Origin of the sequence: Serratia silvae (genome assembly GCF_023282985.1) — a bacterium.
Taxonomy (GTDB): domain Bacteria; phylum Pseudomonadota; class Gammaproteobacteria; order Enterobacterales; family Enterobacteriaceae; genus Chania; species Chania silvae.
Window position 1 is genome coordinate 101,576 of the sequence record NZ_JAGQDC010000006.1, and the last position, 16,647, is coordinate 118,222.

The 16,647-nt window shown below is 55.9% G+C and carries 13 protein-coding genes; 7 read left to right on the plus strand and 6 right to left on the minus strand.

Annotation, left to right across the window (positions count from 1 at the left end; genetic code table 11):
- Nucleotides 1–294 precede the first annotated feature (294 nt).
- The 3 genes from uxaC to KAJ71_RS09870 all read left to right on the plus strand — a co-directional run bounded on the left by uxaC (nucleotide 295) and on the right by KAJ71_RS09870 (nucleotide 3,857).
- Nucleotides 295–1,707: a glucuronate isomerase gene (uxaC, locus tag KAJ71_RS09860; RefSeq protein WP_248945547.1), complete on the plus strand. Its 1,413-nt coding sequence runs from the start codon at nucleotides 295–297 to the stop codon at nucleotides 1,705–1,707.
- Nucleotides 1,708–1,727: 20 nt separating this feature from the next.
- A complete protein-coding gene (locus tag KAJ71_RS09865; protein ID WP_248945548.1) occupies nucleotides 1,728–3,218 on the plus strand; it encodes a UxaA family hydrolase in 1,491 nt (496 codons plus the stop codon).
- A gap of 75 nt (nucleotides 3,219–3,293) precedes the next feature.
- On the plus strand, nucleotides 3,294–3,857 hold the full coding sequence (locus tag KAJ71_RS09870) for a YgjV family protein (protein WP_248945549.1): 564 nt from the start codon (nucleotides 3,294–3,296) through the stop codon (nucleotides 3,855–3,857).
- Between the two features lie 86 nt (nucleotides 3,858–3,943).
- On the opposite strand, the gene sstT is transcribed toward KAJ71_RS09870, so the two are convergent.
- From sstT to KAJ71_RS09890, 4 genes are all read right to left on the minus strand, one after another.
- Nucleotides 3,944–5,179 carry a serine/threonine transporter SstT gene (gene sstT, locus KAJ71_RS09875; protein ID WP_248945550.1) on the minus strand — a complete coding sequence of 412 codons (1,236 nt, stop codon included), beginning with the start codon at nucleotides 5,177–5,179 and terminating at the stop codon, nucleotides 3,944–3,946.
- A gap of 292 nt (nucleotides 5,180–5,471) precedes the next feature.
- Nucleotides 5,472–6,209 carry a glutamine amidotransferase gene (locus KAJ71_RS09880; RefSeq protein ID WP_248945551.1) on the minus strand — a complete coding sequence of 246 codons (738 nt, stop codon included), beginning with the start codon at nucleotides 6,207–6,209 and terminating at the stop codon, nucleotides 5,472–5,474.
- 1 nt (nucleotide 6,210) lies between these two features.
- Complete coding sequence (locus KAJ71_RS09885) at nucleotides 6,211–7,191, minus strand: Gfo/Idh/MocA family protein (RefSeq protein WP_248945552.1); 981 nt, start codon at nucleotides 7,189–7,191, stop codon at nucleotides 6,211–6,213.
- 89 nt (nucleotides 7,192–7,280) lie between these two features.
- Nucleotides 7,281–7,787: a M48 metallopeptidase family protein gene (locus KAJ71_RS09890; protein WP_021806929.1), complete on the minus strand. Its 507-nt coding sequence runs from the start codon at nucleotides 7,785–7,787 to the stop codon at nucleotides 7,281–7,283.
- 149 nt (nucleotides 7,788–7,936) lie between these two features.
- Between KAJ71_RS09890 and rlmG the strand changes: the two genes are divergently transcribed.
- On the plus strand, nucleotides 7,937–9,076 hold the full coding sequence (rlmG, locus tag KAJ71_RS09895) for a 23S rRNA (guanine(1835)-N(2))-methyltransferase RlmG (protein ID WP_248945553.1): 1,140 nt from the start codon (nucleotides 7,937–7,939) through the stop codon (nucleotides 9,074–9,076).
- A gap of 38 nt (nucleotides 9,077–9,114) precedes the next feature.
- Here rlmG and KAJ71_RS09900 read toward each other — a convergent pair whose 3' ends face one another.
- The gene (locus KAJ71_RS09900) at nucleotides 9,115–11,136 is read right to left on the minus strand and encodes an NADPH-dependent 2,4-dienoyl-CoA reductase (RefSeq protein WP_248945554.1); all 2,022 of its coding nucleotides are present in this window, start codon (nucleotides 11,134–11,136) and stop codon (nucleotides 9,115–9,117) included.
- Nucleotides 11,137–11,547: 411 nt separating this feature from the next.
- On the opposite strand from KAJ71_RS09900, the gene KAJ71_RS09905 reads away from it, so the two are divergent.
- The 3 genes from KAJ71_RS09905 to KAJ71_RS09915 all read left to right on the plus strand — a co-directional run bounded on the left by KAJ71_RS09905 (nucleotide 11,548) and on the right by KAJ71_RS09915 (nucleotide 15,076).
- Nucleotides 11,548–11,766: a hypothetical protein gene (locus KAJ71_RS09905; protein WP_248945645.1), complete on the plus strand. Its 219-nt coding sequence runs from the start codon at nucleotides 11,548–11,550 to the stop codon at nucleotides 11,764–11,766.
- 18 nt (nucleotides 11,767–11,784) lie between these two features.
- Nucleotides 11,785–13,491, plus strand: coding sequence for an amidohydrolase (locus KAJ71_RS09910; RefSeq protein WP_248945642.1), 1,707 nt, complete (start codon nucleotides 11,785–11,787; stop codon nucleotides 13,489–13,491).
- A gap of 244 nt (nucleotides 13,492–13,735) precedes the next feature.
- The gene (locus KAJ71_RS09915; protein ID WP_248945555.1) at nucleotides 13,736–15,076 is read left to right on the plus strand and encodes an APC family permease; all 1,341 of its coding nucleotides are present in this window, start codon (nucleotides 13,736–13,738) and stop codon (nucleotides 15,074–15,076) included.
- Between the two features lie 49 nt (nucleotides 15,077–15,125).
- Here KAJ71_RS09915 and pdxR read toward each other — a convergent pair whose 3' ends face one another.
- Nucleotides 15,126–16,604, minus strand: a complete 1,479-nt coding sequence (gene pdxR / locus KAJ71_RS09920; protein WP_248945556.1) for a MocR-like pyridoxine biosynthesis transcription factor PdxR — start codon at nucleotides 16,602–16,604, stop codon at nucleotides 15,126–15,128.
- Nucleotides 16,605–16,647 lie beyond the last annotated feature (43 nt).

Genomic DNA, 16,647 nt, shown 5'->3' on the forward strand with positions numbered 1-16,647 from the left:
GCCCTGCGAGTTGCCATTTATGAGTGGTTATAAATCAGTAGCAGGGTGGCGAAAAGATAACTTGTCATACAGATTTAAAAGTTGAGTGATATCACAAAAGCCATTATTTTTTTAGGTGATAATGCTTAGCATCATAGGATGTTGTTTTAATGGGTAGCGTCTGGATATGAGCTTGGAAACCGCAATGATAGGGCTAGCCAAGGTAAAATTCAGCTAGACTCCGCAGTAAATTGGTGTGATAACTTTCGGAAAGTTGACAGCAAGGCTAGCCAGGAAAAAGGTGAGGAACCCGTTATGGCCACGTTTTTGAGCGATGATTTCTTGTTAGACAGTGAATTTGCCCGCCGCCTGTATCACGACTATGCGGTGGATCAGCCTATTTTCGATTATCACTGCCATCTGCCGCCGCAACAGATTGCCGAAAACACTCGTTTTAAGAACATGTACGATATTTGGCTGAAGGGCGATCACTATAAGTGGCGTGCGATGCGCACTAACGGCGTGGCGGAACGCCTGTGCACTGGCGATGCTTCTGACCGAGAAAAATTTGATGCCTGGGCGGCAACGGTACCGCATACCATCGGCAACCCGCTGTATCACTGGACGCACCTAGAACTGCGCCGTCCGTTTGGCATCACCGGTAAGCTGCTCTCCCCGACTACCGCCGATGAAATCTGGCAGCGCGGTAATGAACTGCTGTCGCAGGAGGCTTTCAGCGCTCGGGGCATCATGAAACAGATGAAGGTAAAAATGGCGGGTACCACCGACGATCCGATCGACGATCTGCGTCACCATAAAGCCATCGCTGCCGATAGCAGCTTCGATATTAAAGTATTGCCTAGCTGGCGCCCTGACAGGGCCTTCAATATTGAAGCCGCTGGGTTTAATGACTATATGCAACAGCTAGAAGCAGCCGCAGACATTTCCATCAGCCGCTTCAACGATTTGTGCGATGCGCTCAAAAAACGCCTGGATCACTTTGCCGCTCACGGCTGTAAGGTTTCCGATCACGCATTAGACGTGGTGATGTACGGCGAGGCCGATGAGGCCACGTTAGACAAGATCCTGGCCCAGCGCCTCAGCGGGGAGTTGCCAACGCCACACCAGGTTGCTCAGTTCAAGACTGCCGTCCTGCTGTTCCTGGCTGCTGAATATCAGCGCCGCGAATGGGTGCAGCAATACCACATCGGCGCGCTGCGTAATAACAACAGCCGGATGTTCAAGACCATCGGCCCGGACATTGGCTTCGACTCCATTAACGATCAGCCGGTAGCCGAATCACTGTCTCGCCTGCTGGATGCTCAGGCCAGGCAGGGCGCGTTGCCGAAGACCATTCTTTACTGCCTCAACCCACGAGATAACGAAGTGATCGGCACCATGGTCGGCAACTTCCAGGGCGAAGGTACGCCGGGCAAGATCCAGTTTGGCTCAGGCTGGTGGTTTAACGATCAGAAAGACGGTATGCAGCGTCAGATGACGCAGTTGGCACAGCTTGGGCTACTTAGCCGCTTTGTTGGCATGCTGACCGACAGCCGCAGCTTCCTTTCTTATACGCGTCACGAATACTTCCGCCGCATCCTGTGCCAGATGATTGGCCGCTGGGTGGAAGATGGCGAAGCACCGGCGGATATAGCGTTGCTGGGGGAGATGGTGAAAAACATCTGCTTCGACAATGCCAAGCACTATTTCGCTATCGAATTAGCGTAGTTACAGCTCGAGGTTGGTTTATGCAAAGCATCATAAAGATCCATGCAAAAGATAATGTGGCGGTCGCACTGTGTGATTTGGCTGCTGGCGACCAGCCAGCCTGGGAAGGACAGGCGATCACACTGGCGCAAGACGTTGCTCGAGGGCACAAATTTGCTCTTGAACCAATCGCAGCCGGTGAGATGATCGTCAAATATGGCTTACCGATTGGCCATGCGCTGGTTGCCATCGTGGCGGGTGAGCACATTCATTCGCAAAATACCAAAACCAACCTGAGCGATCTCGATAGCTATCAGTATCAACCGGAGTTCCAGACCTTACCGGCGCAGGCGGCAGATCGTGACGTACAAATTTACCGCCGCAGTAACGGTGAGGTAGGGATCCGCAACGAACTGTGGATCATCCCGACCGTGGGCTGTGTGAACGGTATCGCTCGTCAGATCCTGCAACGTTTTCTGAAGGAAACCGGGGAAGCAGCAGGGATTGACGGCGTGCATCTGTTCAGTCACCCCTTCGGCTGTTCGCAGCTCGGTCAGGATCATGAAAATACCCGTACCATGCTGCAAAATATGGTGCGTCACCCCAATGCAGGTGCGGTTCTGGTGATTGGCCTGGGCTGTGAGAACAACCAGGTGGATGCCTTCCGCAGTACGCTGGGTGAATTTGATGAGCAGCGCGTGCGTTTTATGGTCTGCCAGCAACAGGATGATGAAGTTGCCGACGGATTGGCACATTTGCATGCGCTATACCAGATTATGCGCGACGATCGCCGCCAGGCGGGCAAGCTCAGCGAGCTGAAGTTTGGTCTGGAATGCGGGGGGTCGGATGGTTTATCGGGGATCACGGCCAACCCGTTACTGGGCTGCTTCTCGGACTATGTGATTGCCAACGGGGGCACCACGGTGCTGACCGAAGTGCCGGAAATGTTTGGTGCCGAGCGCATTCTGATGAGCCGCTGCCGCGATGAAGATACCTTTGAAAAAACCGTCAGCATGGTCAACGACTTCAAACAGTATTTTATTGCCCACAACCAACCGATTTACGAGAACCCTTCACCGGGCAACAAGGCCGGAGGCATCACCACGTTAGAAGAGAAATCCCTGGGCTGCACCCAAAAAGCCGGGCAGAGCCAGGTGGTGGACGTATTGAAATACGGTGAGCGCCTGCGTCTGCCGGGTCTGAACCTGCTGAGTGCGCCGGGCAATGATGCGGTTGCTACCAGCGCGCTGGCGGGGGCCGGGTGCCACATGGTGTTGTTTAGCACCGGGCGGGGGACGCCTTATGGTGGCTTTGTGCCAACGGTGAAGCTGGCAACCAACTCGGAGCTGGCGGCGAAGAAACCGCATTGGATCGATTTTGACGCAGGCCGCCTGATCCACGGCTTGCCGATGGCACAGATGCTGGAGCAGTTTGTCGATCTGATCGTGGACATTGCCGATGGCGAACCGGCGCGTAATGAAGTGAATGATTTCCGCGAGTTGGCGATCTTTAAAAGCGGTGTCACGTTGTAAAGCCTAGCCGGCGGGAGTAGCATAAAACGGTGTTTTACTTTAAACGCTTTGTTACTACCGCCCCAGGATCCCCTAATGACGTTTTATTGGTTTGCGCAGTCCGTTGGCGTGCTGGCTTTTTTAGTAGGCATCACCAGCTTTTTTAATCGCGATGACCAGCGTTTCAAACTGCAGCTGTCGGGCTACAGCCTGATTATCGGCATCCACTTTATCCTGATGGGGGCGAATGCCGCAGGGAGTAGCGCACTGCTTAGCGCCTGCCGCAACCTGGTCTCGATGAAGACTCGCAGCCTATGGGTGATGTGGATCTTCATCACCCTCACGCTCATCATCGGCTTATCCCGGTTCCACCACTGGATCGAACTGCTACCGATCTGTGGCACCACTATCAGCACCTGGGCGTTGTTTCGCACACGGGGTCTGACCACTCGCTGCGTAATGTGGTGCTCAACGGCCTGTTGGGTCACCCACAACATCTGGCTTGGCTCGATCGGTGGTTCGCTGATTGAAGGCAGTTTCCTGCTGATGAATGGCTTCAATATTATCCGCTTCCGCCGCCTGCAATTGCGCGGCATCGACCCTTTTGCGGTCGAAAAAAAAGCGCCCGTTGCAGAAGGGCGCCAGCCAGTTAAGCAATAAAGTGCAGGTTGCTGAGATTACCTCCTCTCTTACAACAGAGCAGAGGCTATCAGCTCCCTCTCCCTGTGGGAGAAGGGGGAGGGGACTTAACGAACTTTCAGCGGATCTTCATTGGCCAAACGTTGGTCTTCTGCCTGACAGGCCGCTGCGGTAAACAGCACGTCGGTGGAGGAGTTAAGCGCGGTTTCAGCCGAGTCTTGCAGTACGCCGATGATAAAGCCGACGGCAACCACCTGCATCGCAATTTCGTTAGGAATACCGAACATGTTGCAAGCCAGCGGGATCAACAGCAGTGAACCACCGGCCACGCCGGAAGCCCCACAGGCACAGATCGCGGCAACCACGCTCAACAGCAGTGCAGTCGGCACATCGACAGGAATACCCAGCGTATGAACCGCCGCCAGCGTCAGCACGGTGATGGTGATCGCGGCACCGGCCATGTTGATGGTCGCCCCCAGCGGGATAGAAACCGAATAGGTATCTTCGTTCAGATTCAGCTTTCTGCTCAGTTCCATATTCACTGGGATGTTGGCGGCAGAGCTGCGGGTAAAGAAGGCGGTAACGCCGCTTTCACGCAGGCAGGTGAACACCAGTGGATAAGGGTTACGGCGGATCTTCCAGTAAACGATCAGCGGGTTCAGCACCAGCGCCACCAGTAGCATACAGCCGATTAGCACGAACAGCAGTTGGGCATAGCCCCACAGCGCGCTAAAGCCAGTATCGGCCAGGGTCGATGCCACCAGGCCAAAGATACCCAGCGGCGCACAGCGGATCACCGCGCGTACCACCATGGTCACGGCATGAGACATGTCATTGATTAGCGACTTGGTGGTTTCAGAGGCATGGCGCAGCGCCAGCCCCAGACCCACGGCCCAGGCCAGGATGCCGATATAGTTGGCGTTGATCAGCGCATGGAATGGATTCGCCACCACGCTCATCAGTAAGCCTTTGAGCACTTCAACGATGCCACCCGGCGGGTTGATGTCGGTGCTGCCTACGGCCAGTGCCAGCGTGGAAGGGAAAATAAAGCTGACCAACACGGCGGTAAGCGCGGCGGCAAAGGTGCCCAGCAGGTAAAGGAACAGGATAGGGCGGATATTGGTTTTTTGGCCCTGCTTATGGTTGGCGATGGAAGCCATGACCAACACCAGCACCAACAGAGGCGCAACGGCCTTTAAGGCGCCAACGAACAGCGTCCCGAGCAGGCCAACGGCGGCTGCGGCATCTGGCGAAACCAGTGCCACCACAATGCCCGCCACTAGGCCGATCATTATTTGTTTAACCAGACTGCCCTGAGTGATGCGTAGTAAGAGTTTATTCATGATGCTTTTGCGTTTCCGCTCCCTGAAATGTGGCGTACAGATTGCTGCGCCTCGGCTGAAACGTGGCCGGGCAACTTATCGTCATATCTGTAACTAAGTGTGTTTGCTATGCCAGTATTCAGTAAACGGGGAATATTGGAAAGGGGAGAAGGTGAAATTACCAGTACAGATCAATGATTGATAACATACTGTTTACATTTGTGTGATCGCCATAACATTTGGCGTTTATGGCTATTTGCCAAATAATCGCGGGGCGTCTAGCGCCCCGGATAACAGATTATGATGGTCAACCTTAACCCACTTCGGCCAACGACTGTTGTGCCCCCAGGCTGGCGACAAAGTCTTGCAGCAACAGCTGGCTGAATGGCGTATCGCTCACCCGCTGCTGTTTAAGCCGATAAGCTGGCTGATTGGCCGGTTCCAATTCACTGAGCCAGTTTAGATAGCGCTGCATGATCGCCCCGTTAAATTCTGGGTGGAACTGAGTGGTCAAGGCGTTAGCGCCGTAGCGCAGGATTTGGCAGGCGTCGTGTTGCGAGCGGGCCAGGACTTCGGCCCCTGGCGGCGGCGTTAATACGCTTTGCGCATGGATCAGGTTCACGTTGAAGCGTGGGGGCAGGCTGGCGAGGCGCTTATCAGAGTGGGCGGCTGGCAGTAGCTCAATCTCCAGAGTGCCGACTTCCATGCCCTGCGGGTGGTAGCCTACCTCGCCGCCCAGCGCATAAGCCAGAAGCTGGTGGCCGTAGCATACGCCAAAGATCGGCAGATTGATTTGCATTGCCTGGCGTAGCCACTCTGCCGCCCGTTCGCTCCAGGGGAGTCGTTCAGTCACCATAGCGGCTGAACCGGTGATCACCACGCCGCAGTAATCTTCCGGGGGCAGCGGTGTCTCACCAGCGAGAACGTGCACGATATGTACTCGATTGGCGTCGATATTCCCCTGTTTTAGGAACATCTGCTCAAAATTGGCCTGCTCCTGCTGGATCATCTGCGGCGCATCACCGGTTTGCATCAACAACAGCGGTTTCATTTTATTCTCCGTCTGCGGGGAACACTACGCCAGTCTGGCGGCGGATTTCCGTCAGCAGGCTGGCGACGATCAGGGAATTTTCCAGGCCCACATGCTCGACCTGCCGTTTTTCCACCAGTTCGGCAAACACTTGCGCTTCATATAGCATGGTATTGATGTGTTGCGGCTGGGTCAGCACTTGGCTATTTTCACCGCGTGGCGTCAGCACCACGCCTTGGGCTTCGGAGATTTTTTCGATCACCAGCGTGCCCTCTTCGCCCTGGATCTCGCTCGGAATGTCCGAGTTGCTGACCTTGGAATGGCTGATCACCACGTCAAAGTCACCATAGTTCAGGCACACGCTGCCGTGGGCATCCACCCCGGTATCGAGCAATGTTGCGCTAGCCAATACCGTTTGCGGTGCACCAAACAGTGCCACGGTGCTGGCTACGCAGTAATAGCCAATGTCCATGATCGAGCTGTTGGAAAAGTGCGGGTTGAAGGTGTTCGGGTTTTCACCAGCCAGGTAACGCGGATAGCGAGAGGAGTATTGGCAATAGTTGATAAATGCCTTACGTAGTTTACCAATCTTCGGCAATGCCTGTTGCAGGATAAGAAAATTGGGTAAATGGGCGCTTTTGAACGCTTCAAACAGTACCACCTGGTGTTCCCGTGCGCAGGCTACCAGCTGTTCCACTTCGCGCAGATTTGACGCCAGCGGCTTCTCGCAAATCACATGCTTTTTATGGCTGAGGAACAGCAGAGATTGTTGGCAGTGCAGAGAGTTGGGGCTGGCAATATACACCGCATCAATAACGTCGGATTGCGCCAGCGCTTCCAGCGAGTCAAAGAAGTGTTCGACCGGATAGTTGGCGCCAAAGGCCTGCGCCTGTTCGAGCTTACGCGAATAGATGGCGGTCAGCCTCATCTTGCCGCTTTCGTGAGCTGCATCGATAAAACGTTCGGTGATCCAGTTGGTGCCGACAACAGCAAAGCGAATCATGGGTGACTCCGATTTCCACAGGAAGATAGCTCAAGGAACCAGATTATCACGCCGCAGAGATTAGGCGAATATTTGCTTAAAACTGCTGATTATTCATAGAGTTCACCGAATAATGAGAGATGGGTCAGATACAGACGGGTATCAAACTCCAACTGGTGATAGCTGGGTTCCATATGGCAGCACAGGCTGTAAAACGCCTTGTTGTGGTCTTTCTCTTTCAGGTGTGCCAGTTCGTGGACTACGATCATGCGCAGGAAAGGCTCCGGGGCGTTTTTAAACACCGTCGCCACGCGGATCTCGGCTTTGGCCTTCAGCTTGCCACCTTGCACCCGGGAAATGGCGGTATGCAGCCCCAAGGCGTGCTTCATCACCTGGATCTTGCTGTCGTAGGCCACCTTGCTCAGTGGTTGAGCATTACGCAGATACTGATTTTTCAGATCGACGGTAAACTGATAAAGCGACTTGTCGGTGGTGCAGCCATGAACCTGCGGATAGCGTTGTAACAAAACCTCGCCTAGCCGCTGTTGCTGGATGAGTTGTTGCACCTGCATTTGCAGATGATCGGGGTAGCCTTGCAGGTAGCTCAGTTCGGACATGTTATTCAGTATTCACTGGTAAACCGGGGCGAGCATTGTATGACGTTTTGTTGCTCAAATCCTGCAAAGGGCAATTAATCCCAAAAAACATTTTACTGCTGAGCGTTTTTAGGGGATAAACAGCCCAAATTTACTATTCAGGAGGGGCAATGAGCCAACTCGATCTGGGAACACAGCAACTTGAGCTGGAGCGTTATCCCCAACAGGAAGAAGCCACCCAGTTGCAGGCGTGGGAAGCGGCGGACGAATATCTGCTGCAACAGTTGGAAAATGTCGATATCGGTGAACGCCCGGTACTGATTTTCAACGACAACTTTGGCACGCTGGCCTGTGCCCTGCATGGCTATAAGCCTTACAGCATCAGCGATTCTTATATGAGCCAACTGGCGACGCGCCATAACCTCAAGCTGAATGAGCTCGATGTTGAACAGGTCACCTTGCAAGACTGCCTGGCCGAACTGCCTGCCAACCCGGCGGTGGTGCTGATCCGCATCCCGAAAGCGCTGGCGCTGCTGGAGCAGCAATTACGTGCCCTGCGTGACGTGGTGGCACCCGATACGCTGATCGTGGCCGGTGCCAAAGCGCGTGACGTGCATACCTCGACCATGCAAGTGTTTGAGCGGGTGCTTGGCCCAACCCGCACCAGCCTGGCCTGGAAAAAGGCCCGCCTGATTTATTGCCAGGTAGCTGACATCGTGCCACCGGCAGCGCCGGAAACCACCGACTGGCTGCTCGACGGCACGGACTGGCTGATCCACAACCATGCCAACGTGTTCTCACGCGGCAGCCTGGATATTGGCGCACGCCTGTTCTTGGAAAACCTGCCGAAGGATTTGCAGGGCCATATTGTCGATCTCGGCTGTGGCAACGGCATTATCGGGATGCGTGCCTTGGTGCAGAACCCGCAAGCGCAGATGACCTTCGTCGATGAGTCCTACATGGCGGTGGCGTCCAGCGAACTGAACGTGGCGCACAATCTGCCGCAGGAGATGGATCGCTGTCAGTTTGAAGTGAACAACTCGCTGGCGGGCATTGAGCGTGAAAGCCTGCAGGCGGTACTGTGTAACCCACCGTTCCACCAGCAGCATGCGATCACCGATCACACCGCCTGGCAGATGTTCTGCGACGCCAAGCGCTGCCTGCAAGTGGGTGGCGAGCTGTGGATCGTGGGCAACCGCCATCTGGATTACTACCAGAAGCTGAGGCGTTTGTTCGGCAACTGCACCACCGTGGCTTCTAACCAGAAGTTCTTGATCCTTAAAGCGATCAAGTCTGGCGCTCGCTATTAATTGAGTTGGCCTTCGGGCGTATCGTTACGCCCCGAAGGTTACAGTGCCATGGCTAGCCGCGTGCCCTGATCGATAGCGCGGCGGGCATCCAGCTCGGCAGCCACGTCGGCACCGCCAATCAGATGTACCGTTTTCCCCATCTCCAGCAGCGGCTGCTGCAATTCACGGCGCGGTTCCTGCCCGGCACAAATCACCACCGTATCTACCGGCAAGCAGCTTTCCTGCTCGGCGCGTAGGATATGCAGACCTTCGTCGTCAATCCGTTGATAGTTCACGCTATTGAGCATCTTCACGCCGCGTACCGCCAGGCTGGTGCGATGGATCCAACCGGTGGTTTTACCCAGGCCTTCACCTACCTTGCTGGTTTTGCGTTGCAACAGAAATATCTGGCGTGGCGAGGTTGGTACTTCCGGCCCTTGGGCGCTCAGCCCCCCGCGTTGCTCTAGCTGCGAATCGATCCCCCATTCGCGGTTAAACGCTGCCGGATCCAGGCTACTGGAGGTGCCGTGCTGGCTGAGGTATTCGGCGACGTCGAAGCCAATTCCCCCGGCCCCGATGATAGCGACCCGTTGCCCAACCGGTTTTTTATCGCGTAAAACATCGAGATAGTTCATCACCTTGGCGTGTTCGATGCCCGCAATCGCTGGCATACGCGGCACGATACCGCAGGCGAGGATCACCTCATCGAAATCAGCCAGATCCTGCGGTTGCACCTGCTGTCCCAGTTTCAGTTCCACTTCATTGAGCGCCAACTGACGGCGGAAATAGCGCAGCGTCTGGTGAAACTCCTCCTTGCCGGGGATTTGCTTGGCGATATTGAACTGGCCACCGATCTGCTCGGCGGCGTCAAACAGGGTTACCTGATGCCCACGGCTGGCGGCGGTGGTGGCAAACGCCAACCCGGCAGGCCCGGCGCCCACCACGGCCAGTTTTTTAGGCATTGCCGTGGCGATGAGTGGCATTTCGGTTTCGCGGCAGGCGCGAGGGTTGACCAGGCAGGAAGTGAGTTTGTGATCGAAAATCTGATCCAGGCAGGCCTGATTGCAGCCGATGCAGGTGTTGATTTCGTCAGCACGTCCTTCCGCGGCTTTCTGCACGAACGCCGCATCTGCCAAGAACGGGCGTGCCATGGAAACCATGTCGGCACAGCCGTCGGCTAAAACCTGCTCTGCCACCGCCGGATCGTTGATGCGGTTGGTGGTGATCAGCGGGATCTTCACTTTGCCCATTAGCTTGCGCGTCACCCAACTGAACCCGGCGCGCGGCACCATGGTGGCGATGGTGGGAATGCGTGCTTCGTGCCAGCCGATACCGGTGTTGATCAGTGTTGCGCCAGCCTGTTCGATCGCCACGGCAAGCTGTTCGATCTCCTGCCAACTGGAGCCATCCTCCACCAGATCGAGCATCGACAGGCGGTAGATGAGAATAAATTCCGGCCCGGTCGCTTCGCGCACGGCCCGCACAATCTCGACGGCGAAACGCATGCGGTTGCTGAAACTGCCGCCCCATTGGTCGGTGCGCTGGTTGGTGCGCGAGACCAGGAACTGGTTAATCAGGTAGCCCTCAGACCCCATGACTTCCACGCCGTCATAGCCAGCCTGCTGCGCCAATGCCGCACAGTTGGCGAAGTCGGCAATGGTTTGTTCAACTTCTTGGGTGGTCAGCGCCGCTGGGCTGAATGGGTTAATCGGCGCTTGCAGCGCCGAAGGCGCTACCGGCTGTGGTTGATAGCTATAACGCCCGGTATGCAGGATTTGCAGGGCAATCTTGCCCCCAGCCTGATGGACGGCATCGGTCACGATCCGGTGATGGGCTACCTGCTGTGGCTGGTTCAGGACCGATGCTCCGCGATACACCACGCCTTGTTCATTGGGGGCTATACCGCCGGTCACGATCAGGGCGACACCGGCAGCGGCCCGCTCGGCATAGAACGCCGCCATACGCTCGGGGCCATTAGGCAGTTCTTCCAGGCCGGTATGCATCGATCCCATCAGCACCCGATTTTTCAGGGTGGTGAAGCCAAGATCCAGCGGCGCAAGCAGGTTGGGGTAAGCACTCATTGCAGTCTCCACAATATATACCCGTCGTCTTTCAAGCTGCAGCGTTGTTACCTGCGCTTGCTCACCCCAGTCACTTACCCAAAAGTAAGCTCCTGGGGATGAGCAAGCTTGTCGCCTAGCTGCAGCTTGAAATCCATAGGGTATGAGTTGTTATAGTTTTGACGACCCTCAAGTGGTCGGATGAGATAAATCTAGCCGTTGTCGGCGTACTTGGGAAACGCGGATGTGCTGAATGTGATAGACCTCATGTTTGTCATCGGGACAAGAGATCGGCTAACATCTGCTCGCTTTATCCCTTTTCCTCTGCGGAGTCATTACCTAAAATGAACAACCACACCTGCTGATATCTGGGCCCTATACCGAGCACGCCCGTGCCGTATGGGGATGCTTTGATTTCATTCAGGAGTGCTTATGGCTCATTTTGCGCAGTCCCCCTATTTCGTTTTACATCAATTAACCTGTCAGTTTGCCAATGGCGAAACCCTATTTGGCCCGCTTAATCTGGCCTCTTCGCAGGCGATTGACCCATCGTTTTTCCTGGTCGGCAGCGGGTTGGTACTTTCAGGCAATGTAAGCCCGCCTGAGGGGCCAAGCTGGAGAGTTTTTGGTATACTTAAGGTCATTTTGTGAGGTTTCGAGACAATGACTATGACTCCAGTGGCAACAGCAGCCGAGGTAATTTATTACAACGGCACTATCTTCACCGCAGATGCGGAAAATCGTGTTTGTAGTGCGTTGGCGATAGGGCAGGGATACATTCTTGCGGTAGGGACTGATGAGCAGGTGCTTGCGCTGGCGACACCCACCACCGAACGTATCGATCTGCACGGTAAAATGATGATGCCGGGCCTGATCGACAGCCATATGCACCCGTTTTGGGGTGGCAAGCAGCTCAAGGGTTGCAGCTTGCACTATGCAGCGCTGACGGCAGAGCAAACCTTGCAACATATTCAAGCGCATCTGGATAAGTATCCGGTTGGCGATGACGAATGGCTGACGGTACGTGCCTGGCAGCGTCAGGCGATGATACCGGTTGGCGCGGACATGAGCCGTAGTTTGCTGGACACCCTCAACACTCGCCGCCCGGTGGCGCTGTTCTCTAACGATTGCCACACGTTGGCGGCCAACAGCCGTGCGCTGGAGATGCTGGGCATTGATGAAAATACCCCGGTACCGCCAGACGGCAAGATCGCCCGTGATGCCAATGGTCAACTGACCGGGATCCTGGAAGATGCTCCGGCCATGCGCGCCTTTGACAGCATTCCTTCCGGCACGGCGGAACAGAACGTGCAGGTGGCGGCTCATGTGCAGCAGGTGCTGCATGCGCAAGGCGTGACCACGGTGATGGATACCCGCGTGTTTGCGGAGCAACTGGAGGCTTTTGCCGCATTACGCGATCGCGGTGAGCTGACCTTACGCGTGCTGGGGGCCAAAGAAGTCACGCCAGACAGCGTGCAGGGGCCGGAAGACGCTGCCCGTGCGGTGCAGGAAGTCGTCGACTTTGCCGAACGGTGGAGCAGCCAGCCTTGGACGCCGCAGGCCGGGATCTCCGTTGGTCATCTCAAGCTGTTCGTCGACGGTGTGTTACAGCCACCGACCATGACTGCGGCGCTGTTGGAGCCTTATCGTGAACATCATGGTGCAGCCAAGAGCGAGCGTTATGGCGATCTCTACTTCACCACGCCGGTGCTGAATGCGCTGATCGTCGAGTGCGGCCGCGCTGGCCTGCATCCGCATACCCATACGGTAGGCGATGGCGCAATTGAGCAGGTGCTGGATGCGGTTGAGCTGATGCGTGCGGCCTGCCCAGGCAAGGATATCCGCCCAGGGTTGGCCCATAACGAGCTGGTTGCGCCCCATCAGTATGCACGCTTTGCCTCTTTGGCTGCGACGGCGGTGCTTTCGTTCCAGTGGGCCGGTTTACCGGGCGTGCTGATCGATGAGGAACGCGAGATGTTGGGTGAGGCGCGTTTCCCTCATCTGGAGCCAGCGGCTCGCTTCCTGGATGCAGGTGCGCGGTTGGCTTATGGCAGTGACTGGCCGATCGATCGCCTGGATGAGTGGTATAACCTGCAGGTGGGTATGACCCGCCGCGCCTGGGATAGCGAAGGCAATCCAGCCGGGCCACGCCTGGACAACGATCGCGATCTGACCCTGATCGAGACGCTGCGTGCGGCCACCATCGATGCGGCCTACATGATCGCCAAAGAGCAGTACATTGGCTCGCTGGAAGTGGGCAAATTTGCCGATGCGATCGTCCTGCACCATAATCTGTTTGAGCAACCGGCAGAAAAAATGTACCAGACCCGCATTGAGCGGACGTTGGTTGGTGGGCAGATTAGCTACCAGTCCTGATCGCTAATCTGAACGAAAGCGGTAATTTTTTTACCGCTTTTCCTCATCCTGCATACAATAAATCAACGGGTTGTGCCTCAGTTCTTTACCTATTGCCGCCTGGTTTTCTGAAAGCGGATTGTTAGCTTCCCCGGCAGCCTAACTTATGCCAGAATCCGTCCCCTTGTTTTTACCGCAGCGAATCAAATAGCCTATTGGGATTGGCCCTAAATAGCGCTGAGCTGCGCCAGGAGATGATACGGTAATGCCGCAAAACATTCGGTTGCAACGAGTTCTTAAAACCCCCGCCCTGGTTGCGTTTGGCCTTGCCTATATGGTGCCACTGGGCGTGTTTACCACTTACGGTCAGGTTACCGTGTTAAGCCAGGGCCACTTACCCGTCGCTTATCTGGTTACCATCGTGACCATCCTGTTTACCGCCCTGAGCTATTGCCGGATGACCAACGCCATGCCGCTGGCAGGTTCGGCCTATTCCTACGTACAGCGTAGTTTTGGTGGTAAAACCGGTTTCCTGGTAGGTTGGGCGCAGATCCTCGATTATCTGTTCCTGCCGATGCTTAACTATCTGGTTTTAGGTATCTTCTTGCACGAGGCATTCCCGTCGATCCCTGCTTACGTGTTTATTCTTGGTTCCATCGCCAGCGTCAGCGCGTTGAATATTCTGGGCGTGCGCCTGCTTAGCTCGGTGAACTTCACGCTGATTGCCTTGCAGATGGTGTTTATCGTGCTGTTTATCGTGCTGGCGTTCAGCGAGGCCGATCTCAGCCCGGCCTCATTGATGAAGCCGCTGCTGGTGGATGCTGGTGATTTCTCTGGTCTGATCGCCGGGGCTGCGGTGCTGTGCCTGGCCTTCCTGGGTTTTGATGCCATTGCCACTATGGCTGAAGAGGCCGCCGACGCCAAACGCACGCTGCCGCGCGCGATCTTGATCACCGTGATCTGTGCTGGTGGCATCTTTGTTGCTGTTTCCTACGCCGCGCATCTGGCCTATCCCGACTGGCAGGCGCTGATCCCGCATCAGGACACCGCCAGTCTGATTATTTCGGAGCACGTGGGCGGCAAGTGGATGTACAACTTCTTTATGGCCACTTATCTCACCGGGGTGTATGCCTCTTCCATGTCCGCACAAACCGGTGTCTCACGTATTTTCTACGCCATGGGGCGTGAAGGTGTGCTGCCGCGCAAAGTGTTCTACCACCTCCATCCTCGTTTCCGCACCCCGTGGCGCGCGATTGTGTTTGTAGCCATCATTTCCCTGTTGGCGCTGTGGATGGATTTGAGCATGGTGGTGTCGATGATCAGCTTTGGCGCACTGGGGGCGTTCACCTTCGTTAACCTTAGCGTGATCAAACACTTCCTGATTAACCAAAAACGCCGTGGGCTGAACGCGATGTTCAAATACGGCCTGCTGCCGCTGATTGGCTTCGGCATGTCGGTGTGGCTGTGGGTCAACCTGGATCCCGAAGCGCTGAAAGTGGGCTTCACCTGGTTGTTTGCTGGCTTCCTTTATCTGCTTTGGCTGACCAAGGGGATGCGGCAGGATCCTCCGTCCACTCAGGATGATATCAACCATCTGCTGGATTGATGGATTAGCCCCTCACTCTAACCCATAGGGTTAGAGTGAGGGGCTTGTTTTAGGCTCCTTCCGGCAGAGAAATACACTCCAACAACACGTCAAACGCCGCCGCCATTTGTTCTTCTGGCACACAGGCAAAGCCCATTAGCAGGCCGCGCCGCGCGTTTGGCAGCATGTAATACCGTGACAACGCCCTTACCAGTACCCCACGTTCATTGGCCGCCGCAGCGATGGCGACATCGTCGGCATCATCCGGCAGGTTGAGCACCAGATGCAGCCCGGCGTTGCTGTTGAACTCGCTTAACGCCTGCTTACCCAGGTGCTGTTCAATCAATGCGGTGAGGAACCCACGGCGTTTGGCATACAGCAACCGCATACGGCGGATATGCGCTGTGTAGTGGCCTTCCTGAATAAACTGCGCCAGCGCCGCCTGGATGATCAGATGACCGCCACGATAAAGCTCGGCGTGAGCCGTCTTTAACTCGTCCATCAGTGGCTTAGGTAGCACCACATAGCCTAGCCGCAGGGCCGGATAGAGCGTTTTGCTGAAGGTGCCGATGTAGATCACCGGCGCATCGGCCTCCAGCCCTTGCAAGGCGGGGATCGGCTGGCCGGAGAAGCGGAATTCGCTGTCATAATCATCCTCCACGATCCAGCCGCCAGCCGCACGGGCCAAAGCTAGCAGCCGTTGCCGACGTGCCAGGCTCATCACCGATCCCAACGGGTATTGGTGCGAAGGGGTGACAAAAATCAGCCGTGGCAAGGCCGCTGGTTGTTCTGGTGGCACCATCCCAGCCTCGTCCACCGCCCAGGGGCAGATATTGACGCCGTTGATGCGCAGGATATTGCGGATCCCCCAATAGCCTGGCTCTTCGATCCAGGCGTCATCTCCCGGATTACACAGCATGCGAGTAACCAGATCGATCGCCTGATGAATGCCTTCGGTGATCAGGATTTGTTCCGGCGAACAGCGCACTGAACGTGAAACCCGTAGATAGTCCACCAGAGCATGTCGTAACTCTGGGCTACCGCCCTGGTTGCTGTAGGTTAAGCGTTGCGATGTCGGGCGGCGGCTGATGCGTGCCTGGAGTTTGCTGAAGATGTGATGCGGGAATGCATTCACGTCGGGGACGCCGGGGATAAAGGCTCCCCACTGTTTCGGACTGGCACTGGCGTGTTGCAGTAGCGTGGTGCCACGTTGTGACAGCTCGGCCCGACGTTGCTCACCGTTGCCGCTTATCGGCTGGCTGGCGGTGGATAAACAGCTGTCGGGTACCGTTTCTGCGACGAAGGTTCCACTTCCCTGGCGCGAAAACACATATCCTTCCGCCAGCAATTGTTCATAAACGGTTAAAACCGTATTACGTGAGAGACCCAGCTCGTGTGCCAGATCGCGTGACGCCAGCAGGCGACTGGAAGGGGGCAGGCTGCCGTCCAGAATACTGGTACGAATGGCATTGTATAACCGCTTGTGCAGTTTATCATCGGGCTGCTCGCCGAGGCGTTGCAACAGCAGGTCACCACTCAATGAGCGCAATTGGATCCCTCAATTAATCGTAACTGGCACTCGATTATAGGGC